We start from the raw sequence: 23,302 nt of genomic DNA, 5'->3' as shown, positions 1-23,302 counted from the left end.
AGGGGGCTACAGCGGGGAGAGGACGCTTATTGTCAGGTTCCGCCCACCATCGTGCACGTTCGTGATCCGACGACATCGAGCCGGCAGGTCACGACCTGCCGCCGCGCATCGGGAGCGGCATTCGACGCGTGTGGCGGCAAGGGCGCCGTGAAACAATCCGACGATAGCCGCGGCCCCGCCTCGCCGACACGACGATCCCATGGTCTTTTCCAGCGTCGATTTCCTGTTCCTGTTCCTGCCAGTGTTCCTCCTCGCGCAGAACCTGCTGCCGTGGCGCAATCTGACCTTCGTGCTGTTCTCGCTGCTGTTCTACTTCGTCGGCGAAGGCTGGTACACGGGCGTCATCGTCGTCTCGACGCTCGCCAACTACGGTTTCGGGCTAGGCATCGGCGCCGCGCAGGACACCGGCCGCCGGCGCCTGCTGCTGGCCGCCGGCGTCGCGTTCAATCTCGGCCTGCTCGTGTTGTTCAAGTACACCGGCTTTCTTGCCCAGAGCCTGTTCAGCGCCGGCGCGGATTCGTGGCTGCTGCGCATCCACCTGCCGCTGGGCATATCCTTTTTCACCTTCCACGCGATCTCGTACCTCGTCGACATCCATCGCCGCGACGCAAAAGCGGAGCGTTCCCTGGTCAACCTGTCGCTGTACATGCTGATGTTCCCGCAACTGATCGCCGGGCCCATCCTGCGCTTCCATACTGTCGCGCGGCAGCTGCGCCGGCGCGTGGTGGATACACGGCACCTGTACTACGGCGTGGTGCTGTTCTGTTTCGGGCTGGCCCAGAAGGTGCTGCTCGCCGATACGCTGGCCGGTGTAGCCGACCCTCTGTTCGCGCGCAGCGAAACGCTGTCGACGCAGACCGCCTGGCTTGCCACGCTGTGCTACACGCTGCAGATCTACTTCGACTTCGGCGGCTATTCCAACATGGCCGTGGGCCTGGGCTGGATCTGCGGCTTCCATTTTCCGCGTAATTTCAATTATCCCTATGTGGCGCGCTCGATCACGGAGTTCTGGCGCCGCTGGCACATGAGCCTGTCGCGCTGGTTCCGCGACTATCTCTACCTGCCGCTCGGCGGCAACCGCGCAGGTGCCGCGAAGACCTACCGCAACCTGCTGATCGTGTTCCTGCTGTGCGGACTGTGGCACGGCGCGGCCTGGACCTTCGTGCTCTGGGGCGCCTGGCACGGCCTGCTGCTGGTGGTGGAACGCCTGGGCCTGGGGCATGCGCTTGCGCGGCTGCCGCGCCTCATCCAGCACGGCTACGCACTGCTCGCCGTGATGCTGGGCTGGGTACTGTTCCGGGCGGCCGATCTGACCGAAGCCGGGCGCATCCTCGCGCGGCTGTTCGGCGCCGGCAGCGTGACGGACATGGCTGCCTGGGACCTCCTGACCGGCGAACAGGCGTTCGTGCTCGGCGCCGCGGCACTGCTTGCGCTGCCACTTCTGCCCGCGCTGCTCGGCCGCTACGTCGCCATGCCGCTGATGGCCGGCCAATGTCTGCGCGCAGGTGTGGCGTCGACGACTGATACGTCCGTGCACACCGACGAAGCGACATTTGAAAACCGCGCCGCCACGCGCCGCGCCTGGGCGCAGCCACTGCCGCGGCATCGCTACGCGCTGGGACTCCTGCTCGCGTTCGCGCTGTTCCTGCTGTCCATGCTGAAAATCATGACCGGTGCGTACAGCCCGTTCATCTACTTCCGCTTCTGAGGCCGGTCATGCTGCATATTTCCCGCCGCGCGCGTCTGCTGGCTTGCCTCATGGCCCTGGCGCTGCTCGTTCCGGTCGCCGGCCTGCGCCTGCAGACGACGCAGCAACTGGAACAATTCCACCGCCGCACCCTGCATGCATGGCCGGCGAATAACGCATTCGCCGGCGATCCGGTGGCATGGTTCCGCGACGCACGTGCCTGGCTCGTCGACCGCGCCTACCCGATACGGCATGCCGCGCAATGGCGGCGGCAACTGCTGCTGCATGTCCTGCACACGTCGCCGCAGGGCAATATCGCGCTCGGCGACGACGGCTTCATTTTCCTGACCGGCGTCGACGAGAACACGCGCTACAGCATCATTGAAGGCGCATGTATCAATGCACACACCGCCGAGGCCGGCGCGGCACTGCGGCGCGCGCTCGCGCAGCTCGCCCAGTACAGCGAACGCAGTGGCATCGCCGTCGATGTGGTCGTGCTGCCCACCTTGCTGACGATGTACCCCGAGCGCCTGCCGAACTCGATACCGCAGATCTACCGCGACGCCTGCGCCGCGCGCGGCCGCGGCGAATCACCGCTGCTCGACGTCGCGGCGCCGGCCGGACTCCACTACAGCTTTCCAATGGCCGAACTGCGCGCCGCGCGCGACGATCCGGCCTTCTTTCCGCAGGCCAACTGGCACGCGTACGGTCTCAGCGTAAAGGTCGCGCGTGACAGCTATCTGCGACAGCTAGGTCTCGCGCCACCATCGACGGAACACCTGAAACGCGTCGACAAACCGTCGGAAATCCTGCTCATGCACGGTTTCACGCTGCTGCGTCCGGCCTGGCAGGTCGACAGCGACACCGTAGCTCCGGACGCCAGCGGCAACGACGCATTCCGCGCCGCCATCGCCGACCTTGCCCCGAATCCGCGCTTCATCACCTACGGCTGGAAAAACTCCACGCCGCTGCGCGCGGAGAAGGTGCTGATGGTGTCCGACTCCTACGGCCAGCTCACCGCGCCGCTATACACCGCCGCGTTTTCCAGCATGGTCCAGATCACCGCAAACGACTTCAAGAACACCAGCGTGCCCCTGCTCGTGCAGCGCACGCGCGAAACCCGCGGCGTCGACCGCCTGATCCTGCTCGTGCACGACGGCGGCATCTACCGCATCTTCGGCTGGGCGTCGGCGTTGCAGCGGTCAGTCCTGATTTCGATTGAAGGCGCCCACTAACCCGTGTTCTGCACACCCGCCGCAATGCCGTTGACGGTCGCGGCCAGCGCGAGGAACAGCTCGCCCTCGGGGCGGTCGGCGGCGCGCCAGCGCGCGAGCAGGTCGACCTGCAGCAGGCTGATCGGATCGACGTAGGGATTGCGCAGGCGGATCGACTCGCGCAGGCGGCGGTCGCCGGCGAGCAGGTGGTTGGCCTGCTTGAGTTGCAGCACCGCAGTCAGGGTCAGGCTGAACTCGGCCGCGATCGGCGCATGGAACTCCGCGTGCAGTGGACCGGCCAGGTGCGAATACTGTGAAAAAATATCCATGTCGCTTTTTGCGAGCATCATCTCCACGTCCTCGATGAAAGTCGCGAAGAAGGGCCAGTCGCGCGTCATCTCGCGCATGGGTTCGATGCCGTAGCGCACGATGCCGTCGGCGAGCGCGGTGCCTATGCCGAACCAGCCGGTCAGTCCGGCGCGGTTCTGCGACCAGGCGAACACCCACGGGATCGCACGCAGGCTGGCCACGCCCACCGCACCGCCGCGGCGCGGTGGGCGCGAGCCCATGCGCAGGCGCTCGATCACGTCGATCGGCGTGGCGGCGCGGAAATAGTCGGCAAAGCGCGGCGCTTCGTGCACCAGCGCGCGGTAGTGGCTGCGCGACAGTTCGGCCATCTGCCCGACCATCTCGCGCCAGCGCTCTTCGCGCGGTTCGGCCGGACGCGGGCGCAGGCTGGCGCGCAGCACGGCGCCGGTGGTCTGCTCGAGATTGCGCAGCGCGAGCGCGCGGATGCCGTACTTGCGGTGGATCACTTCGCCCTGCTCGGTCAGGCGCAGGTAACCGTCGACCGAGCCGCGCGGCGCGGCGATCACGGCGCGTTCGGTCTTGCCACCGCCGCGGCTGATCGAGCCGCCGCGGCCGTGGAAGAACGCGATGCGCGTGCCGCTGCGCTGGGCCAGTTCGGTCAGCAGCACCTGGGTGCGCTGCAGCGCCCAGCGCGACGCGAACAGGCCGCCGTCCTTGGCGCTGTCGGAATAGCCGAGCATGACCATCTGCCGGTTGCCGCGCGCGGCCAGGTGTTCGCGGTACAGCGGATCGGCGAACAACTGCACCAGCACGTCCTGCGCCGCGCGCAGGTCGGCGATGGTCTCGAACAGCGGCGCCACATCAAGCGGCACATGGCCGTCAGCGCCGACGCAGCCGGCGACGCGCGCGAGCGCGAGCACGGCGAGCACGTCGGCCGCGCTGCGGCTCATGCTGATGATGTAGGGGCCGATCGCGCTGTCGCCGTAGGCGCGGCGCGCGTCGGCGACGGCGCGGAACACGGCCAGCGTGCCGGCCGCGGCGCCAGCATCGGGCGCAGGTACCTGCGCCGTCGCGATGACCTCGGCGAGGCGTTCGCGACGGGCGGTTGCCTCGCGCTGCGGCCAGGACGCGTCGTCGAACAGCGCGGCCAGCGCCAGATCGTGCGCGCCGGATTCCTGGCGCAGGTCGAGCGTGGCCAGGTGGAAGCCGAATGTATCCACGCGCTGCAGTAGCTGGCGCATCGCCAGCCAGCCCGCGTGCTCGCCGCGATTCGCGCGCAGGCTCGCGGCGATGCGTTCGAGGTCGGCGCGGAACTCGGCCGCATCGGCATAGCCCTCGTCGCGCTCGTTCGCGGTCGCGCTCAGGCGCGCGCTGATCAGGCTCAGCAGATGCCGGTACGGCATGTCGTCGTAGCGCGCCTTGAGCCTGGCCGCGGCTTTGGGCATACGCGCGCGGTATTCGGCGAGGCGCGCGAGCACGGCCTCGTCGATCGTCACGCGTGACAGCGACTGGCTCAGCAGTCGCTCGAGCTGGGCGATGTCGCGCCGGTAGGCGGCGAGGATCTGGCTGCGTTGGGCGGTCAGCGTCGCACGCACGGTGTCGGCACCGACGTTCGGGTTGCCGTCCATGTCGCCACCGACCCAGGTACCGAAGCGCAGCAGCGCCGGCAGCGGCAGGAAAACGGGGTCAGGTTCACTTATCCCATGGGCAAGTGAACCTGACTCCGTTTTCAGCTCGCTGAGCACATCCTCGAACACTTCGTAGAACACCGGCAGCATCGGGTACAGCACGTCGGCGAGGAAATAGCTGACGTGGTCCATCTCGTCCTGCACGGTCGGCCGCTCGTTGGCCGCGTCGGCGGTCTGCCATCCGGCGCTGAGCGCCAGGCGCATGCGTTCCTGGTCGGCGCGGCGTTCGGCCGGCGTGCGCTGCCGGTCGATGTCCGCGATCAGGCATTTGACCAGTACCTGTTCCTTGTCGAGCAGCGAGCGGCGCACGGCTTCGGTCGGATGCGCGGTGAACACGGGTTCGATGCGCAGGCGCGCGATCAGCGCGGCGATTTCCGCCGTGCTCACGCCGTCGTGCCGCAAGTCGCGGATGACCTCGCGCAGGCTGCCGGGCTGCGGCGCGGCGCCGGCGCGTTCGTATTCGCGCCGGCGGCGGATGCGGTGCACGCGCTCGGCGATATTGATGGCCTGGAAATAGGTCGCGAAGGCGCGCGCGAGGTCGGTCGCCGTCGCGGCCGGTGCGGCCAGCAGCGCCACGAGCTCGCCGATCGACGTCTGACTTTCGCGCCGGCGTATCGCCGCGCCGCGCACGCGTTCGACCAGGGCGAGGAACTCGTCGCCGAGCTGGTCGGCCAGGATCTCGCCCACGAGCGCGCCGAGACGCTTGACGTCTTCGCGCAGCGCCTGGTCGGCGCGCGGGAATTCGACGTCGCGCAGGGAATCGCCGGGAACAGAGGCGTCACCGGAAACGGAAGGGGGAATCGCGCTCATCGCTTGCACCTGGGGCGGCAGGCCACAAGGAATAGCCCGCGGCGGCGGGGCTGGCAAGTGTTGCGATGCAACACGGCCAGGAAGATGGGGTATGCGCGGTCGCGCGGACCTAAGCGCGATAGGTCAGCCCGCGCATTCCCCCGCCACCGTCGGCCCGGGTGATTTCGGCGCAAAAGGCCGCGGCACCGCGACGGCTGAGTGCCGGCCGGCGCGGCCCACTTTACCTGAACACGCCATCCTGATTGACTGCGGCCCAGGGGAGATCCGCAATGACCGGCACAGTCGATATCACGCAGCAGCTGGGTGCGGCGCAGGCCGGCGACGCCGCCGCGCTCGATGCGCTGTTTCCCATTGTCTACGACGAGCTCAAGCGCCTGGCCCGCAGCGAGCTGGCGCGCGAGCGTGCCGGCCATACGCTGCAACCGACCGCGCTGGTGCACGAGGCCTACCTGCGCCTGGTCGCACAACAGGTCGAGGGCTGGTCCGGCCGCGCGTATTTCTTCAGCCTCGCCGCGAGCATGATGCGGCGCATCCTCGTCAATCACGCGCGCGATCGCGCCGCGCAGAAGCGCGGCAGCGGCGTCGCGCCGGTGACCTTGTCGCAGGCCGAAGGCCTGGCCGACGGCGCGCTCGACGTGGTCGAGCTGCATGAGGCACTGGAGGAGTTGGCCCGGCTCGATGCGCGCCAGGCACGCGTGGTCGAACTCAAGTTTTTCGGCGGACTGGAAATCGAGGAGATCGCCGAGGTCGTCGGCGTGTCATCCGCCACGGTGCGACGCGACTGGACCATGGCGCGCCTGTGGCTCGGCCGCGAGTTGTCCGCATGAAGCCGGCGCTGACACCGCAGCGCTGGCAGCGCCTGCAGGACGTGCTGGCCGCCGCGCTGGAACTGCCGCGTGAGCGCCAGTCCGCCGCGCTGGCCGCCGCCTGCGGCGGCGACACGGAGCTGCTCACCGAGGCGCAATCGCTACTCGCACACCGTGACGCCGTGCCCGAGCGCCTGCCGGCGATCGCCTTCGCCGGCCTCGAGGCGGAGGCCAACAGCGCAGGCGATAGCGACCGTGGACGGCGCATCGGTCTGTTCGTGCTCGACGATCTGCTCGGCAGCGGCGGATCCAGCAGCGTCTACCGCGCGCGCCGCGTCGACGATTTCGAGCAGTTCGTCGCGGTCAAGCTGCTGCGTGGCCACGATCGCACCAGCCTGCGCCGCTTCGAGCGCGAGCGCGGCATCCTGGCCAGTCTCAACCATCCACACATCGCGCGCCTGTTCGACGCCGGCAGCACACCCGAAGGTGCGCCCTACCTCGTGCTGGAATACGTCGACGGGCGCACCTGGGATCGCTGGCTGACCGAAGCCAGGCCGGATCTGCGCCGGCGCATCGAACAGTTCCTGCTCGTCTGCGACGCGGTGGAACATGCGCACCGGCGCCTGCTGGTGCACCGCGACCTCAAGCCCGCCAACATCCTCGTCGACGCGAACGACGTGCCGCGCCTGCTCGACTTCGGCATCGCCACGCTGCTGCAGGACGGCGATTCCACCGTCACCCGCGAAGGCGGCGCGGCGATGACACCGGCGTATGCCGCGCCCGAGCAGCTGCGCGGCGAACCCGTGACCACCGCGACCGACGTGTATGCGCTCGGACTCGTGCTGTACGAGACGCTGAGCGGCCGCCATCCCTTTCGCAAGCCCGGCGACAGCGAGCGCGAACTGCTGCGCGCGATCACGACGCGCGATGCGGAGCGGCCGAGCCAGCACAGCGCCACCGTCTCGGGCCTGCGCGCGGCCGACGTCCGCGGCGATCTCGACAACATCGTGCTGACCGCGATCGAACGCGAGCCCACGCGGCGCTATGGGTCAGTGCGCGAACTCGCCGACGACCTGCGCGCGTGGCTCGCCGGCCGGCCCGTATCGGCGCGGCCACATACGTTCGCCTACCTCGCGCGCAAGTTCGTCGCGCGCCATCGTGTAGCGGTCGTCACCGCCGCCGCGGCCACGCTGGCGCTGCTCGTGGCCAGTGGCATCGCCCTGTGGCAGGCGCGCATTGCCGTACAGGAGCGCGAGCGAGCGCAGCAGCGCTTCGCCGAGGTGCGCCGCTTCGCCAACAACCTGCTGTTCGACTATCACGAAGGCATCCAGAAGCTGGCTGGCTCGCTGCCGATGCAGGAGCGCCTCGTTCGCGACGGCATCGAGTATCTCGAGCGCCTGCGCGCGGATGCCGGCGACGATACGGATCTCTGGCGCGACATCGCCGCGGGCTACATCAAGGTCGGCGACCTGCAGGGCAATCCATACGGCGCGAACCTCGGCGACTTTGCCGGTGCGGGCAAGAGCTACGACCAGGCCGACGCGGCGCTGGCACGCGCCGAAGCGCGCGACCTCAGCGCCGGGACGCGGGTCTTGCGCGCGCGCCTGTCGATGCGTCGCGCCTACCTGCACTACCAGGACGCAGAGCTGGACCCGGCGCGCGAGCGCACGCACGAATCGGTTCGCGGCTTCGCGGCGCTGCATGCCGAAACGCCGGACGACCTCGACGTGCTGAACGAATACGCGGACGGCCTGGATCTTTACAGTGAGCTGATCGGCCTGCGCGGCGACGACGGCAAGCCCGATCCCGACGGCGCGCGGCGCTACCAGCTGCAAGCCGCGGAATTGCGCCGCGACGCGCTCGCCCGTACGCCTGACAGCAAGCGCCTGCGCTACGCCGTCTACACCAGCCAGCAGCGCGAGGGTGCCTACTGGGTGGAGCGCAATGACATGGCCAAGGCCGAGGCCGCGCTGACCGACGCCCTGAGGATGATTCGCGACCTCGTCGCGGGGGATACCAGCGACACTTACCGGCAGCGCGAGATCGGCGTCGTGCTCGTGCGTCTCGTGCAGGTGCAGGATGCGCAGGGCAAACTCGACGCATCGCTCGATTCGGCGCTGCAGGCGATGAAGCACATGGACGAGCTGCTGGCGCGCGATCCGGACAATGATTCGATGCGCGAAGGCGTGACCTCCACGACGGGCTGGGCCGCGCGCCAGCTCGTCAAGGCCGGCCGTCACGGCGAAGCGCTGCCGATCGTGCAGCGCCAGATCGCCATGAACGAGGCGCGCCTGCGCGCCGCGCCGGACAATCCGGAGATTCGCTACAACCTGTCGTTGGCCTATCGCCGGCTCGGCGAACAGCGCGTGGCGGCGGGCGACCCTGACGGCGCGATACAGGCGCACCGCAAGGCGCTGGAGATCCAGCAGGATCTCGCTGCGCTGTCGGCGGACCATGCGGCTGCCGTCGCGCTGTCCCTCCTCCATGTCGGGCGCGCCGAACACGCCGCTGGCCGCACCAGCGCCGCGCGCACCACGCTGACCGACGCGACCCGGCGCCTCGCCGAACTGGTGAACGCGAAAGCGGTCGGCGCGAGCTACGGCGACGACCTTGCCGAAGCCTATGTCGCGCTCGGCGACGCCTGGGCCGCGACACCGGCCGACCGCGCCCGTGCAGCCGACGCCTACCGCAGCGCCGTCGCGATCTGGGACGGATTCGAACGCGACGGCGCGCTGTCACCCCTGTCAGCAAGCAAGCGTGACCGCGCGCGACGCGCCGCGGCGCCATAGGTTGGGGTGCGTTTCGCGTACCCCAACCCATGTATGGCTGCTTCAGAACGTGATCGTGATCGTGGCCGAGTTGTTGGTGCCGGCGATGGAGTTGTTGAGCGTGGTGGCAAAGCCCGCGCAGGCCGCGCTGTTGGCTATCGGCGGGATCGTGATCCCGCCGCCGCTCATGGTCTCGGCGCTCGCATTCCACGTGCCCGTGACGCCGATCACGATAGGGCCGTAGATGCAGTCGCTGCCGAGCGCCACCGGCACGCCGCTCACGGTGGCCGACTGCAGCTGCAGGTAGACGTTGTCCATCTGGATACCGGCGACATTCGGGGCGACGATCGGGTTATAGGTCGAGCCCAGGTGGATCAGCTGCAAGGTCAGCGTAACCATGCCCAGGCCGTTGACGTTGGACTGCACGCTCGACGGCGGGAAATACAGCACACCGCTGTAGACGCCCGGCGAAGCCTGCTGCGCGCCGTTGGCGATGGAGCCGGACGGAAACGGCATCGGGAATCCGTTGATGACCAACTGACCGCTGACCGGCCGCGGTTCCATGCGGTGGCGGAAAATCCGGTCCGGCAGGGTCTGGGCCTGCAGCGGCAGGGCGGCGAACAGCATGACGGCGGCCAGCGTGGACTGGGCGCGGAGGCGGTAATGAGTCGACATGGAATTCCCCGGGTTGGTGAGCGGCACGGAGGCCGCGCGGGGTCTGTCGACCGCGCGCCAGCGTCCTTACCGACCCACGCACGGAAGCGCGGCGAAAACGCTCACGCGTTGGCCGCGGTATCGCTCAATACGCGAATTCGCGGAACACCGGATCCACACTGCCGCCCCAGCGGCCGTGGAACAGTTCCAGCTTGCGTTCGGCCGGCGTCTGGTTGGCCTCGGCGAATTCGATCAGCGGCTCGAGAAACACCGCTTCGCTCGCGCCGTTGGCGTTGAGCTGATTGCGACGGACAAGGCCGTGGCCGGAAATCTTCAGCGCCTCGAGCGCGAGCTCGCGCACGGTCGCGCCGCGGAACGGAAGCTTGAAGCCGTGGCGCGGCACGCCGTCGCGCAGGGCGTGGCGTTCCGCCAGGCTGAAATCCTTGACCAGGTCCCAGGCCGCATCGAGTGCCGCGTCGTCGTAGAGCAGACCGACCCAGAACGCCGGCAGCGCGCAGAGCCGGTTCCAGGGGCCGCCGTCGGCACCGCGCATCTCGAGGTATTTCTTCAGTCGCACTTCGGGGAAGGCCGTGGTCATGTGATCGGCCCAGTCCTTCATCGTCGGCGTCGCGCCCGGCAGATCGTCGAGCTTGCCTTCCATGAATCGGCGGAAGGACTGCCCGGCGAGATCGATGTAGCGCCCGTCGCGGTAGCTGAAGTACATCGGCACGTCGAGCAGATAGTCGACGTAGCGCTCGTAGCTGAAACCGTCCTCGAACACGAAGTCGAGCATGCCGGTGCGGTCCGGATCGGTGTCGGTCCAGACGTTGGAACGGAAGCTCAGAAATCCGTTCGGCTTGCCTTCGGTGAACGGTGAGTCGGCGAACAGCGCGGTCGCGATCGGCTGCAGCGCGAGCGAGACGCGGAACATCTTGACCATCTGAGCCTCGGAACCGAAGTCGAGATTGACCTGCACCGTGCAGGTGCGCGTCATCATGTCCAGTCCCAGGCCACCTTTGAGCGGCATGTAGCGCTGCATGATCGCGTAGCGGCCCTTTGGCATCCACGGCATCTCCGCGCGCGTCCACTTGGGCTGGAAGCCCATGCCGAGGAAGCCCAGGCCGAGTTCGTCGGCGACGGTCTTCACTTCGCGCAGATGACTGGTGACCTCGCAGCAGGTCTCGTGCACGGTGACCAGCGGCGCACCGGACAGTTCCAGCTGGCCGGCCGGCTCCAGCGTGATCGAACCCAGGCCGCGACTCAGCGCGATCAGATAGCCGTTCTCGCGTACCGGCTCCCAGCCGAAGCGCGTCAGTCCCTCCAGCAGGGCGCCGATGCCGCGTTCGCCTTCCCAGGTCGGCGGCTTGAGATCCTCGAGGCGGAAGCCGAACTTCTCGTGCTCGGTGCCGATGCGCCATTCGTCTTTGGGCCGCGCGCCGGAGGCCATGTAGTCGATGAGCTGCTCACGACGCGTGATCGGCACTTCCTTGACCGCACTGGGACCGGACATACGAGGCTCGCTGGCTGGATGGAACGGCGACGTTGGGGCGCCAACGCCGATCAAAAGGGGGGACGCGCTCCGGCCACTGGCGTCTGCGGCGAACCGAGTGCGGCTTGCGCCGGATCGGCGAATCGCGGAAGACTCGCGCAATGCCCGCCGCCAGACTTGCACGTTACCTGTTGCCGGCGCTACTGCTGCCCGGCGCCACGCTGGCGCAGGAACTGGTGCGCGGCAACGGCCCCGAGCCCTCGACGCTGGATCCGCACCGCTGCCAGGAAGTGGCCTGCGGCAATATCCTGCGCGACCTCTACGAAGGTCTGGTGACAGAAGACGCGGCCGGCGCAGTGATTCCGGGCGCGGCCGAATCCTGGACGCGCTCCGACGACGGATTGACCTGGCGCTTCCGCCTGCGCGCCGACCTGCGCTGGTCCAACGGCCAGCCACTCGATGCGGCGCAGTTCGTCGCGAGCTTCCGCCGCGCGCTCGCACCGCAGACCGCAGCGCCCATGGCCGCGCTGCTGCGGCCGATCGCGAATGCCACCGCGGTCGGTACGGGGACGCAGCCGACCGACGCACTCGGCGTCAGTGCGATCGACGCGCGCACGCTGCAGATCGTGCTCGACGAACCGGTCGCGCTGACCGATCGCCTGCTGCTGCCGATCGCCTTCCCCGTCTATCTGCCGGCCGTGACGACGTTCGGTGCGCAGCACACCCGGCCCGGCAATCTCGTCGGCAACGGCGCTTACGCGCTGTCGGACTGGACGCCGCAGGCCAGTGTCGAACTCACGCGCAATACGCGGTTCCACGGCGCTGCCGATGTCGCGATCGAGCGCGTGCGCTTCGTCGTCACCGAAGATGCCGCGAGCGAACTCAAGCGTTTTCAGGCCGGCGACCTGCACCTGACCGAAACCGTGCCGCCGAAGCCACTCGCGCAATTGCGCGCGGCGTTCGGGGAGCGCCTGCACATCGGGCCGTATCTCGGCAGCTTCTGGCTCGGGCTGAACCTGACGCGGCCGCCGCTGCGCGACGATCCGGCGTTGCGCGAGGCGCTGGTGCTCGCGATCGACCGCGACATCCTCACGCGCTACGTCACCGGCCTCGGCGAACAGCCGGCGTGGAGTGTCGTGCCGCCGGGCACGCGCGATCACGTCGTGCCCGACGTGGCCGCCGCTCGCCTGGCGCGCGAGCCGCGCGAAGCCCAGGCGCGCGCGCTCTACGCCGCGGCCGGCTACACGCGCGACGCGCCCGTCGTACTGGAACTGCGCTACAACACCTCGACCGTGCACCGCAAACTCGCGCTGGCCGTGGCGTCCATGTGGCGCCAGGTGCTCGGGGCACGCGTCGTGCTGCGCAACGAGGAATGGAAGGTGTTCGTGCAGAACCGACGCGCGCGCGTCATCACGCAGGTGTTCCGCGGCGGCTGGATCGCCGACGTCAACGATCCGCTGGAATTCCTCGCGACGTTCGCCGGCACGGACAACCCGCTGAACACGACCGGTTACGCCGATACGCAGTTCGACGATCTGCTGCGCCGCGCCGCCGCCCTGCCGGCCGGCGCCGAACGCCGCGATCTCGTCGCCGCGGCCGAAGCGCGGCTGCTCGCCGCGAACGCGGTGGTACCTATTTATTTCTACACATCCAAGCATCTCGTCGACGCACGATTGCAGGGCTTCGAGGCCAACTCGCTGGATCACCACGCCTCGCGCTGGCTGCGCTGGGCAACCGGCACGCCGCCAGCTTCGACATCGCCTGGCATGCCGCGATGACCATCGCCACCACGCCCGTCGATGCGACACGCGTCGCAGCGCCGTTCTCGCGTCTGGCTGCGCGCATGCGTGCGTTCGCGACCTCGCTGCTCACGGCTGCGTTCACGCTCTGGCTGCTCGTCACGCTGTGCTTCGCGCTACTCCACGCTGCGCCAGGCGGACCGTTCGACACTGAAAAAGCAGCACCGCCGGCGGTGCAGGCGCAACTCGCGCAGCGCTACCGCCTGGATCGCAGCCTGCCGCAGCAATACCTGGCCTATCTCGGCGACATCGTGCGCGGCGATCTCGGGCCGTCGTTCCAGTACTCGGACTTCAGCGTCAACGAACTCATTGCGCGCAGCCTGCCGGTATCCGCCGGGCTCGGTGGCCTGGCCCTGCTGCTGGCGCTGATGATCGGCGTGCCGGTCGGCGTGATCGCCGCAGCGCGCGAAGGCGGCCGGCTGGACCGCGGCCTCATGCTGATCGGCGCGATGGCGCAGGCGCTGCCCAAGTTCGTGATTGCGCCGCTGCTGATCCTGCTGTTCGCCGTGAAACTCGGTTGGCTGCCGGCCGGCGGCTGGGTCGCGCAGGACTGGCGCTACCTCGTCTTGCCGGTGATCGCGCTGATGCTGCCGAATCTCGCCTGGTGCGCGCGCCTGACCCGCAGCGGCATGAGCGAAGCACTGGCCAGCGACTGGCTGCGCGCCGCGCGCGCGCGCGGCTACGGCGAGACGCGCCTGCTGCTCGTCCATGCCCTGCCCGTCGCCGCGCTGCCTCTGGCCGCGTGGCTGAGTCCTGCGCTGATCAGCGTCATCACCGGCTCGGCCGTGATCGAGCAGATCTTCGGCATACCCGGCATGGGCCGCTACTTCGTGCAAGGCGCGTTGAACCGCGACTACACCCTGGTGCTCGGCGTGGTGCTGGTCGCCGGGACACTCGTGATCGCGGTCAATGTGCTCGTCGATGCGCTGCGGTCGTGGCTGGATCCACGCTTGCGCACCAACTAGGAAATCCCCATGCGCATAGAAACCGAATTCGCAATGAACGCCGTCATCCTCGTAAATATGCTGCCGCGAGGAGAGGCCGGCGCATCGCGAAGACTCGCAGATGATCTTTCGGTTCTGTCGCAGCAATCTCCCTCGTTTTTGTTCCGCTACGAGGAAATTGTCGATGACGCCGGCTTGCGAAAATTATTGTTAGATCTGCGACGTGAGTGCAGACGCGGATTGCGTCCCATCATTCACTTCGACGGGCATGGCGATAGCAAGCGCGGCATGCAGATTGGTCGTTCGTCGAATTTTTTTTCTTGGGCCGAATTAGCCAAGAAGCTACGCAAGATAAACATGGCCAGCGGGAACAATCTTTGCGTTGTAATGGGCGTTTGCTCAGGCCTAGATTTGATTCGCCCCATTTCAATTTTGAAACCAGTGCCGTTCTACACGCTTATTGCGCCGCGAAGAGAAGTCTCGACCGGATATTTAGACGAGCGCGTCTCACCCTTTTATCGCGCTCTTCTCGGCAGCAGGACGCTGGACGAAGCGCTCCAGCTGTTTCTGCCGGAACTCGCCTATTTCCACGCAGAAAAAATGTTTCTAATCGTCATGGCCCGTCACATTGCAGAGCACTGCGTTGGGAAAGGCGTTCGAATCAGACGCGAACGCCTCTTAAGTGAGGTTATAGAAAATGGCATTGCAAACAATCCGCGAAATCGACGACTGCTACGCAAGTCGTTGAAACAACAAATACGACCTAGCCAGGTACTTATTGACCACTTTTCAAACAAGTTCCTGTTGGGGCGTCAGTGCAACGTGAGTATAGAAATGATCCTCAACGAACTCGGCCTTCCGTCCGACGCCGCACAAGAAAATCCAGATAGGCAAGATCGGCGATAGAGCATCACAGGGCATACGAGTTAGTTATGAGCGCTCGGCTCAGCCAGCACGTCGTCCTTGTAGATCGCCACATGCGGCACGCCATCGCTGCCGATCCAGCCACGGTACATGCCTTCGGTGTTGAACGGCAGCGCGAAGCGCCCATCGCTCGTGAGTGCGATCGCGCCGCCGTCGCCGCCGGCCTTGGGGATTTCCTGGTTGATCACCGCGTCGGCGGCATCGCGGATGTTTTGCTTTGCGTATTGCACACGCGCGCAGATGTCGTGGGCGGCGACGGCACGGATGTAGAACTCGCCCCAGCCAGTACCGGACACGGCGCAGCGCGCATTGGCATAGGTGCCGGCACCGATGATGGGCGCGTCGCCGACGCGGCCGTAGCGTTTGTTGGTCATGCCGCCGGTGGACGTGCCGGCGGCGAGACCGCCCTTCGCATCCAGGGCGACCGCGCCGACGGTGCCGAAGTGCTTGGCCGTCTCGATATCCGTGTGCGCCTTTTTGTCGGCTTCTTCCTTGAGCGCCTTCTGCAGCTGCTGCCAGCGTTTCTCGGTGCGGAAATAGGCCGGATCCACCAGCGGCATGCCGATGCTCGTGGCGAAGGCCTCGGCGCCGTCGCCGGTCATCATGACGTGGGCGGATTTCTCCATCACGGCGCGCGCTAGCGCAATCGGGTTCCTGATCCGGTGCACGCCGGCGATGGCGCCGGCGCGGCCGGTCTTGCCGTCCATGATCGCGGCATCGAGCTCGTTCGTGCCGTCATGGGTGAACACGGCGCCGCGGCCGGCGTTGAACTGCGGCGCGTCCTCGAGCACGAGGATGGCCGCACTGACCGCATCGAGCGCGGGCTTGCCGGCGGCCAGCGCCGCGTGGCCGGCGCGCAGCGCCGCTTCCAGCGCCGCGCGCGCGGCCTGTTCTTCCTCACGCGTCATGCCTGCGCGCTCGACGCCGGCGCCGCCGTGAATCACGAGGACGGTCGGGGCGACCGGCTTGTCCGCGCCCGCGGCGAGCGTCGCTACCATCAGCAGCGGGACGGCACTGAAGCTACAAAGTATCTTTTTTATCATTTTCGTCGCTCTCAGGGGGGCGGCATGGCGGCAAGTGGGCAGGCATCTGTGGCGCACCCGGCCACACCGCGCTGCTCCGGTCCTTGCATCGTGCAGGTGCCTGGCCATTGGCTTCGCGCCGCCGCAGGGTTCCCGCCTCGACGTCGTAGGTGAAGCCGAACGCGGGCCGCTCGACGCGAAAATCGTCCAGATGCAGGAGGCTGTCCGTGCCGATGCCAGTCACGCGCACATCGCGCAAGCTTAGCGGCTTGCCTGCGGCATAGACATCCGCCGCGCGCTGCGGCTGCAGCAACCAGGCATGGCCGCCGCTGCCGCTGAAGACGCGGCCGAGGCCGTCGCCATCGATGCATAGCGCGGTGTATTCGTCCACGCCGATGCCGACGAGGTCCGGGCGGTGCTTGTCCTGCGTGAGGCGCGCGAGGAACGCAATCAGCCGACCCTGACGCTCGCGCTTGCCGAAATGGCTGTCGGTGATGACACGCGCGAGGTGAGGCAGGTGCAGGAAGTCCTCGACCAGGGTCAGCGCCGGCCCGGCCGGATCGGCGAGCGCCTCGGAAGACACGACGCTGCCGCCGTCCATCGCGCCATAAGCGTGTGCACCGAGGATCGCCAACCCCGCACTCGTGCCGCCGAGTGGCTTGCCCTGCGTCACGTGCGCATCGATGGCGGCGTTCAAGGGCGTGCCCTTCCAGTAGCGCACATAGTTGGACTGGTCTCCGCCGGCCAGGAACAGGCCGTCGGCGTCGCGCACGATCTGCAGCACGCGCGGATCGGACGCGGCGCGGCGGTCGCTGAAGACCAGCGTCTGCGCCGCGGTGATGCCGCCGATATCGTTGAAGAATTCCTGTTGCGCTTCAACCGAGCCCGACGCGCGCAGGATCACGATGCGGCCGTGCCCGGCGCGCCCGATGAACCAGCGGAATGCGTCGTAGGGCCAGTCGCCGCCGCCGACGAGCATCAGGCCAGGGCGCACCGCTGCCGGCCGCGCCGCCGCGATGTCGCCGATTTCATGGTAGCGGTAGCCCTCGCGCGAGGGCTCGTCGTCGGTAGCAGCCGCGGCCGCCGTGGCGAGCAGCGCGAAGCACACGGCGATGCGGCGCAAGCCCGCCCGGCAACGATTGAACACACGCATCGCGACATCCCGTGAGTGAGGATCAGGTCCAGGACGAACCAGCGCGCGCTTTCCCTACGTCGGTGTCGCCATGCCGCGCGACCCGGTGTGCGTGGCGCGCAATCGGCTATCGTCGGCGCATGGACAATGCCCCCGATGCCTGGTTCGTCCGCGAGATCCTGGTGCATGAGCCAGCGCTGGTGCAGTTCCTGCGCCGCCACTGGCCGCACGGCGACGAGTTGCACGACCTGCGTCAGGAGGTCTACGTTCGCATCTACGAAGCCGCCGCGAAGGCGCTGCCGCAGCAACCCAAGTCGTTCCTGTTCGCGACCGCACGGCATCTGATGACCGACCGCCTGCGCCGCGGCCGCGTGGTTTCGATCGAACCGGCGGGTGATTTCGAGTCCTTGAACGTCCTCATAGACGAGGTGTCGCCGGAGCACCGGTTCGGCGCACGGCAAATCCTCAAGCGGCTGGCCGATGCGCTGGACCGGCTGCCGGGGCGTTGCCGCGAGATCGTCTGGCTGCGGCGCGTCGAGGAGCTGCCGCAGAAGGAAGTCGCGGCGCGTCTGGGCATCAGCGAAAAGGCCGTGGAGAAGCAGATCGCCAGAGGCATGCGCCTGCTCGCCGAACACTACTACGGCAGCCCGGCGACATCCGCGGATTCACCTGGCACCGCGGCGCGCGATGCCGCTCGGCGGGATCGGGAAACGCGATGAGCGAACGGAGCAGACAGATCGAACATGACGCAGCAGCGTGGCTGGCGCGCCGCGACGGCGGAGATTGGTCGACCGTCGACGCGGCCGCTCTCGACGCCTGGCTGTCCGCGGCGACCGCGCACAAGGTCGCCTTCCTGCGCCTGGAAGCGGCGTGGCTGCAGAGTGGTCGGCTCAAGGCGCTCGGCGCTGGCCTGGCCGCAGGCGAACTCCCCGATCGCGGCCGCTGGTCGCAGACCCGCTTCGGCCCCCATGCCGCTGGCGTACGCGAGTCCGCGCCGGCGTTTGACGCGACATCGGCGCCGCCCGGCACGCGCACGCGCAACCTGCCGCCGCAGCGCGGCGGTCGCTGGCTCGCCGCCGCCGCCGCATTCGCGGTCTGCGCCATATCGCTGACCGGCCTGTGGCGCAGTTATGAGCAGGTAGAACCACTGAGTTATCGCACGCCGGTCGGTGCGCTGCGCAGCATCGGACTGGCCGACGGCTCCGCCGCGACATTGAGCAGCGACAGCACGATCGATGTGGCGCTGTCGCGCCACGAGCGGAACATCGATCTGGTTCGCGGCGAGGCGTACTTCGACGTGGCCAAGGACCGCGCGCGACCGTTCGCGGTGCAGGCTGGCGACCACCGCATCGTGGCGGTCGGAACGCGTTTTGCGGTGCGACGGGACGGCGATGAAATCCGCGTCGTCGTGACCGAAGGCACCGTGCGGCTCGAATCGGCCGGCGCCGACGGACGCGACCAGCCGGTCACACTGCTGCCGGCCGGCTCCAGTGCGCTGGCCAACGCAAGCGGCGTGCTGGTCCGTGCGGGCTCGGCCGCCGATGCGGAACGCGCGCTGGACTGGCGCCGCGGCTATCTCGTGTTTCTCGATACGCCGCTGGCGGTCGCCGTAGCCGAGTTCAATCGCTACAACACGCGGCCGCTCGTGATCGGCGACGCGACCGCGGCGCAGCTGCGCATAGGCGGCAGCTTCCGCTGGTCCAACGCAGAGCTGTTCGTGAACCTGCTCGAGCAGGCCGTGCCGGTGCGCGCCGAGCGCGAGGCCGAGCGCATCGTGCTGTACAGCCGCTAGTCGGGATTTTGCGGCGTCGTTCGTCATGACTTCCGCTGGCGCCGGGTGCGCCCCTGGCAGGCTGTTGAGAAGCAGCCTGCTAGAGCGATCCAGAATGGATCGCACGAGAGTCGATCGCGTAAGCGATTGATTCGCGGAGAACGTGGGCAAGCTCTGCTTGCACCGTTCGATTGAGAAAGGGGTTTCTCCCCTTTCTCAACAACCTGCTCGGGGGAAGTTCTGATGCTGCGACACATGCGTGTGCTGGTGTTGACCCTGGCCTGTGCGGCGGCGCTGGCCGCCCACGCGCAGAATGCGGCCGCGCCGGAGCCGATCGACATCCCGCCGGGCGACCTGGTTACGGCGCTGGACACGCTCGCGCGGCAGTCCGGCGCCCAGTTCGTCTATTCCGCCGACGAGCTCAGGGGCCTGCGCACGGCTGGCGCAAAGGGCACGATGACGGCCGGTGACGCGCTCGAGCGCCTGCTGCGCGGCAGCGGGCATACGCTGCGACGCGATGGTTCCGGCGCGATGGTCATCGTCCGGGACGCCGCACCGCCAGCGCCGAAGACCGACACGCCCGCCCCCATCCTGAGCGATTCCGCGACGCAGCGGCCGGTAGTCGAGCTCGAAAGTGTCCAGGTGACCGGCTCGCGCATTCCGCGCGCGCAGATCGAAGGCCCGGCGCCGATCACCGTGATCACCGCGGAGGAGATCAAGGCCAACGGCTTCACGACCGTACCCGACGTGCTGCGAGCGATGACCCAGAACGGCGGCGAGACGCAGAGCCAGCAATCGGCCAGCGGCGCGGATTTCTCGCCGGGTGCGCAGCAGGTCGACCTGCGCGGCCTCGGCCCCAACCACACGCTCGTGCTCGTCAACGGGCGTCGCATCGCCGACTTTCCGATGCCGTTCAAGGGCCGCAGCAACTTTACCGACATATCCAACATTCCACTCGGCATGGTCGAGCGTATCGAGATCCTGACCGGCAGCGCGTCGGCGATCTACGGCTCCGACGCAATCTCCGGTGTGGTCAATTTCATCCTCAAGAAAAAGGCCGACGGCACCACGGTCGACCTGCGCCTGGGCGATACCTCGCGCGGCGGAGGCGAGTCGTTCAACCTGAGCCTGTCCAGCGGTTTTGGCAAGGAACGCTTCCATGCGATCTATGGCGTGGAGCTGCTCTCGCAGCGGCCCTTGTGGGCCTACGAGCGGGAGGTCCAGGATTCCACGCAGGATGCGCCGACCGCACGCGCGCGCATCGCCCGCCGCGCATTCCTGCGCACCAACTGGTACGACGAATACCTCGATCCCGGCGCTTCGACCTGTGCCGGGCTGGCGCATCTCAACGACGGCTCGACCTATTACGCGTTGCGACCCGGCTGGGGCGTCGACGGCGAGGACGGCTACTACTGCGGCAGCGACGCGTCGATCGGCTACGGCACGATGACGAGCCGGCGCAAGGGCGTGAACAGCTATGCCTCGCTCGGCTATTCGTTCGACAACGGCATCGACTGGTTCGCCGACGTGCAACTGGGCTATCACGAACTGTCGATGTTCCGCGATGTGACGCAGTGGAGCTTCCAGGCGCCCGACGGCAACGAGGAAGGCTATTTCCATAACCAGGCCACGGGTGACGTCGAATACTGGCAGCGCCAGTTCTCGCCCGAGGAAATGGGCGGACTGGATCGCGGCATGATCCGCAACCGGCAGAAGACCTTCAGCATCAGCACCGGCCTCAAGGGCGACTTCGGCACGGCGTGGTCGTGGGAAACCGCGCTGAGCCATTCGCAGTACCAGTCGACGATCAGTTGGCCGCAGATCGTGGCCGCGCGCGCGAACGCGCTGTTCCTGGGCCCGCAGCTCGGCGTCGACGAGGACGGCTTCCCGATCTTCGATGCGGACCCGGAACGCCTGTACACGCCGCTGACCCGCGCCGACTACGACGACATCGCCGCGCGCACGACGTATACGCCGAAATCGCGCACCGACACGCTGTCATTGACGCTCACGAACACCGAGCTGTTCGCGATGCCCGCCGGCGAGGCGGGCTTCGCCGGCACGCTCGAAGTGGGCGATCAGGCCTACGACCTGCATCCCGATCCGCTCGCGACGCAGTATTACTACTACAGCTGGCGCGATTCCGACGGTTCGGGCAGCCGCGACCGCTGGGCCGCGGCGGGCGAACTGCGCGTGCCGCTACTGGACTCGCTCAGTGTCAGTGCGGCGGCGCGCTATGACCAGTACCGCTACGACGGCCACTCGATCGACAAACCGACCTGGAGCAGCGGCCTCGAATGGCGACCGTTCGATTCGCTGCTCGTGCGTGGCTCCTACGGCACGGCGTTCCGCGCGCCGGACCTGCATTATGTGTTCTCGGGCGAGGGCAATCTCGAATCCTCGGGCTCGGACTACTACCGCTGTCGCACGGAGGAACCCGACGTCGACATCGGCGACTGTTCCTACAGCGACGAAGGCGTGATCGTCACGCGCAGCGGCAACCGCCGCCTGCAGCCGGAAACGAGCAAGGCGTATACGGCCGGCCTGGTGTTCTCGCCGGCGGCGAACCTCGACTTCTCGCTCGACTATTTCGACATCGACCTGCGCAACCAGGTGCAGGACCTGCGCATCGACGGTGTGCTGCAGGACGAGGCGAGCTGTCGCATCGGCACGCGCGTCGACGGCACCCCGGTGGATCCGGCCTCGCCGACCTGCATCGATGCGCTCGCGCGCGTGCGCCGCTCGACCGACGGCGGCCTGTACGGCGTCTTCGTCAACCCGATCAACATCGCGCGCGAACGTACCAGCGGTATCGATTTCAGCACGCATTACAAACTGGAAACTGCGCTCGGGCTGTTCCGCTTCAATGGCAACTACACCTGGGTACGTCGGCACGAGAGCCAGCAGTACACCGGCGATCTCGTCGAGGACCAGTTCGCCGTCAACAGCGGCTTCGACATCCCGCGCACCAAGGCCAGCGCAAGCCTGAGCTGGGAGAAAAACCGCTGGACCACGACGGTGCACGGCGAGCGCCTGGGCCGGCTGCCGAATTCGGATTCCTATTCCGAGGCCTACGATCCCGAAGACGGTGGCAGTCCCTGGATCGGCGCGACCTACCGCTACAACGCGTCGTTGCAATACCGCTTCAGCGAACGCGCGCAGATTTCGCTGGCGGTCACGAACCTGTTCGACAAGATGCCGCCACGCGATGCGACCGCGACCGGCTATCCGTACTACGACATCTCGTGGTTCGACGCGACCGGCCGGCAGTTCTACCTGCAGTACACGCACCGCTTCGGCGGCAAGGCGCTGTAGCGGCGGGGCGCGCAGTGTTACGGCTGCGCCGGGCCACGTCGCGACACAGCTGCGCGGGAGCGACGCCTCGATATGGCGGCGCGCGGAACGCGCTCAGCCCGCCGCGGGTCCCGTCGTCGACAGCCAGGCGGCGATCGCGGCCCGCGCCTCGTCGATACCGATCCGGTCGAGCGACGAGAAGGCCTGGATGGTCGCGCGCGGACACAGCAGCCCCATCTCGCGGCGCGTGGACAGCAAGGTGCTCGCGGCGTCGCCGCGCGAGAGCTTGTCGACCTTGGTCATCAGCACATGGCAGGGCAGGTTGATGTCGCGGCAGTACTGCAGCATGAGCCGGTCGAAATCCTTGAGCGGATGACGGCTGTCCATGATCAGCACGACGCCGCGCAGCGACTGGCGCCCCGACAGGTAGGCATCGATTAGTCCGCGCCAGTGGTCGCGTAAGGTCGTCGGCACCTTGGCGTAGCCGTAGCCGGGCAGATCGATGAGGCGGCGGTCCTCGTCGAGATCAAAGACGACGAGTTGCTGCGTGCGCCCCGGGGTCTTGGAGGTGCGCGCCAGGCCGACCTGGTCGCAGATGCGGTTCAGCGCGCTCGACTTGCCGGCGTTCGAGCGGCCGGCGAACGCGACTTCAGCACCGCTGTCGGCAGGCAACTGGCGCAACTCGTGCGCAGCCAGGCGAAAGCGGGCGCGACGGAAAAGGGAATTGGACATGGATGACATCTCTGGAACGAAGGGGTTCGGCTCTCGGAGCCCCCTTGAGTCAAGGGGGCGGCCAAACGCGTAGCGTTTGGCCAGGGTTGTGGAGATCTGGTGCTAAACATCGAAGCTACGGCACTGACTCCGGCAGCAGTCTCCCCGAAGGGCGGCCAAACGCGTAGCGTTTGGCCAGGGTTGTGGAGATCTGGTGCTAAACACCGAAGCTACGGCACTGACTCCGGCAGCAGTCTCCCCGAAGGGCGGCCAAACGCGT

Annotated in this window: 16 protein-coding genes; 10 read left to right on the top strand and 6 right to left on the bottom strand. The window is 67.7% G+C overall.

The features are described from left to right. Window positions 1-199: 199 nt before the first annotated feature. Together RUU78_RS07130 and RUU78_RS07125 are read left to right on the top strand one after the other, a co-directional pair. Window positions 200-1,708 carry an MBOAT family protein gene (locus RUU78_RS07130; protein ID WP_313915060.1) on the top strand — a complete coding sequence of 503 codons (1,509 nt, stop codon included), beginning with the start codon at window positions 200-202 and terminating at the stop codon, window positions 1,706-1,708. An 8-nt stretch (window positions 1,709-1,716) separates the two neighbouring features. Further along, window positions 1,717-2,922, top strand: coding sequence for a hypothetical protein (locus RUU78_RS07125; protein ID WP_313915058.1), 1,206 nt, complete (start codon window positions 1,717-1,719; stop codon window positions 2,920-2,922). Here RUU78_RS07125 and ppc read toward each other — a convergent pair. After that, the gene (gene ppc / locus RUU78_RS07120) at window positions 2,919-5,708 is read right to left on the bottom strand and encodes a phosphoenolpyruvate carboxylase (RefSeq protein WP_313915057.1); all 2,790 of its coding nucleotides are present in this window, start codon (window positions 5,706-5,708) and stop codon (window positions 2,919-2,921) included. The two genes, RUU78_RS07125 and ppc, sit on opposite strands and share 4 nt — an antisense overlap. Window positions 5,709-5,977: 269 nt before the next feature. Here ppc and RUU78_RS07115 point away from each other — a divergent pair, with 269 nt between their 5' ends. Beyond that, window positions 5,978-6,535, top strand: coding sequence for an ECF-type sigma factor (locus tag RUU78_RS07115; protein WP_313915055.1), 558 nt, complete (start codon window positions 5,978-5,980; stop codon window positions 6,533-6,535). Further along, a complete protein-coding gene (locus RUU78_RS07110) occupies window positions 6,532-9,303 on the top strand; it encodes a serine/threonine-protein kinase (RefSeq protein ID WP_313915054.1) in 2,772 nt (923 codons plus the stop codon). The genes RUU78_RS07115 and RUU78_RS07110 overlap by 4 nt, the downstream gene beginning before the upstream one ends. Before the next feature lie 42 nt (window positions 9,304-9,345). Here RUU78_RS07110 and RUU78_RS07105 read toward each other — a convergent pair whose 3' ends face one another. Continuing rightward, on the bottom strand, window positions 9,346-9,957 hold the full coding sequence (locus tag RUU78_RS07105; protein ID WP_313915053.1) for a hypothetical protein: 612 nt from the start codon (window positions 9,955-9,957) through the stop codon (window positions 9,346-9,348). A 124-nt stretch (window positions 9,958-10,081) separates the two neighbouring features. Beyond that, window positions 10,082-11,446 (bottom strand): glutamate--cysteine ligase, encoded by a 1,365-nt coding sequence (locus RUU78_RS07100; protein WP_313915051.1) that lies wholly within the window; start codon window positions 11,444-11,446, stop codon window positions 10,082-10,084. 140 nt (window positions 11,447-11,586) lie between these two features. Between RUU78_RS07100 and RUU78_RS07095 the strand changes: the two genes are divergently transcribed. Genes RUU78_RS07095 through RUU78_RS07085 form a run of 3 tightly spaced genes read left to right on the top strand, consistent with a single transcriptional unit; the run spans window position 11,587 to window position 15,074 of the window. Continuing rightward, on the top strand, window positions 11,587-13,203 hold the full coding sequence (locus RUU78_RS07095) for a peptide ABC transporter substrate-binding protein (RefSeq protein ID WP_313915050.1): 1,617 nt from the start codon (window positions 11,587-11,589) through the stop codon (window positions 13,201-13,203). Beyond that, entirely contained in the window at window positions 13,200-14,189 is a 990-nt protein-coding gene (locus RUU78_RS07090) for an ABC transporter permease subunit (protein ID WP_313915049.1), read from the top strand. The genes RUU78_RS07095 and RUU78_RS07090 overlap by 4 nt, the downstream gene beginning before the upstream one ends. A 9-nt stretch (window positions 14,190-14,198) precedes the next feature. After that, the gene (locus tag RUU78_RS07085) at window positions 14,199-15,074 is read left to right on the top strand and encodes a hypothetical protein (RefSeq protein WP_313915048.1); all 876 of its coding nucleotides are present in this window, start codon (window positions 14,199-14,201) and stop codon (window positions 15,072-15,074) included. 20 nt (window positions 15,075-15,094) lie between these two features. Here the strand turns inward: RUU78_RS07085 and RUU78_RS07080 are convergent, their stop codons facing one another. Both RUU78_RS07080 and RUU78_RS07075 read right to left on the bottom strand, forming a co-directional pair. Next, complete coding sequence (locus tag RUU78_RS07080) at window positions 15,095-16,090, bottom strand: isoaspartyl peptidase/L-asparaginase (RefSeq protein ID WP_313915134.1); 996 nt, start codon at window positions 16,088-16,090, stop codon at window positions 15,095-15,097. A gap of 22 nt (window positions 16,091-16,112) precedes the next feature. Next, entirely contained in the window at window positions 16,113-17,267 is a 1,155-nt protein-coding gene (locus tag RUU78_RS07075; RefSeq protein WP_313915047.1) for a cyanophycinase, read from the bottom strand. A 119-nt stretch (window positions 17,268-17,386) separates the two neighbouring features. On the opposite strand from RUU78_RS07075, the gene RUU78_RS07070 reads away from it, so the two are divergent. The 3 genes from RUU78_RS07070 to RUU78_RS07060 all read left to right on the top strand — a co-directional run bounded on the left by RUU78_RS07070 (window position 17,387) and on the right by RUU78_RS07060 (window position 22,332). Beyond that, window positions 17,387-17,965 carry a sigma-70 family RNA polymerase sigma factor gene (locus RUU78_RS07070; RefSeq protein ID WP_313915046.1) on the top strand — a complete coding sequence of 193 codons (579 nt, stop codon included), beginning with the start codon at window positions 17,387-17,389 and terminating at the stop codon, window positions 17,963-17,965. Next, complete coding sequence (locus RUU78_RS07065) at window positions 17,962-19,038, top strand: FecR domain-containing protein (protein ID WP_313915045.1); 1,077 nt, start codon at window positions 17,962-17,964, stop codon at window positions 19,036-19,038. Before RUU78_RS07070 ends, RUU78_RS07065 begins: the two co-directional genes overlap by 4 nt. A gap of 222 nt (window positions 19,039-19,260) precedes the next feature. Continuing rightward, window positions 19,261-22,332 carry a TonB-dependent receptor gene (locus RUU78_RS07060; protein ID WP_313915044.1) on the top strand — a complete coding sequence of 1,024 codons (3,072 nt, stop codon included), beginning with the start codon at window positions 19,261-19,263 and terminating at the stop codon, window positions 22,330-22,332. A gap of 93 nt (window positions 22,333-22,425) precedes the next feature. On the opposite strand, the gene yihA is transcribed toward RUU78_RS07060, so the two are convergent. Next, entirely contained in the window at window positions 22,426-23,043 is a 618-nt protein-coding gene (gene yihA, locus RUU78_RS07055; protein ID WP_313915043.1) for a ribosome biogenesis GTP-binding protein YihA/YsxC, read from the bottom strand. Window positions 23,044-23,302 lie beyond the last annotated feature (259 nt).

It is taken from the genome of Tahibacter sp. (assembly GCF_032229445.1).
GTDB lineage: Bacteria > Pseudomonadota > Gammaproteobacteria > Xanthomonadales > Rhodanobacteraceae > Tahibacter.
This window is presented reverse-complemented; position numbering and strand designations above follow the sequence as displayed.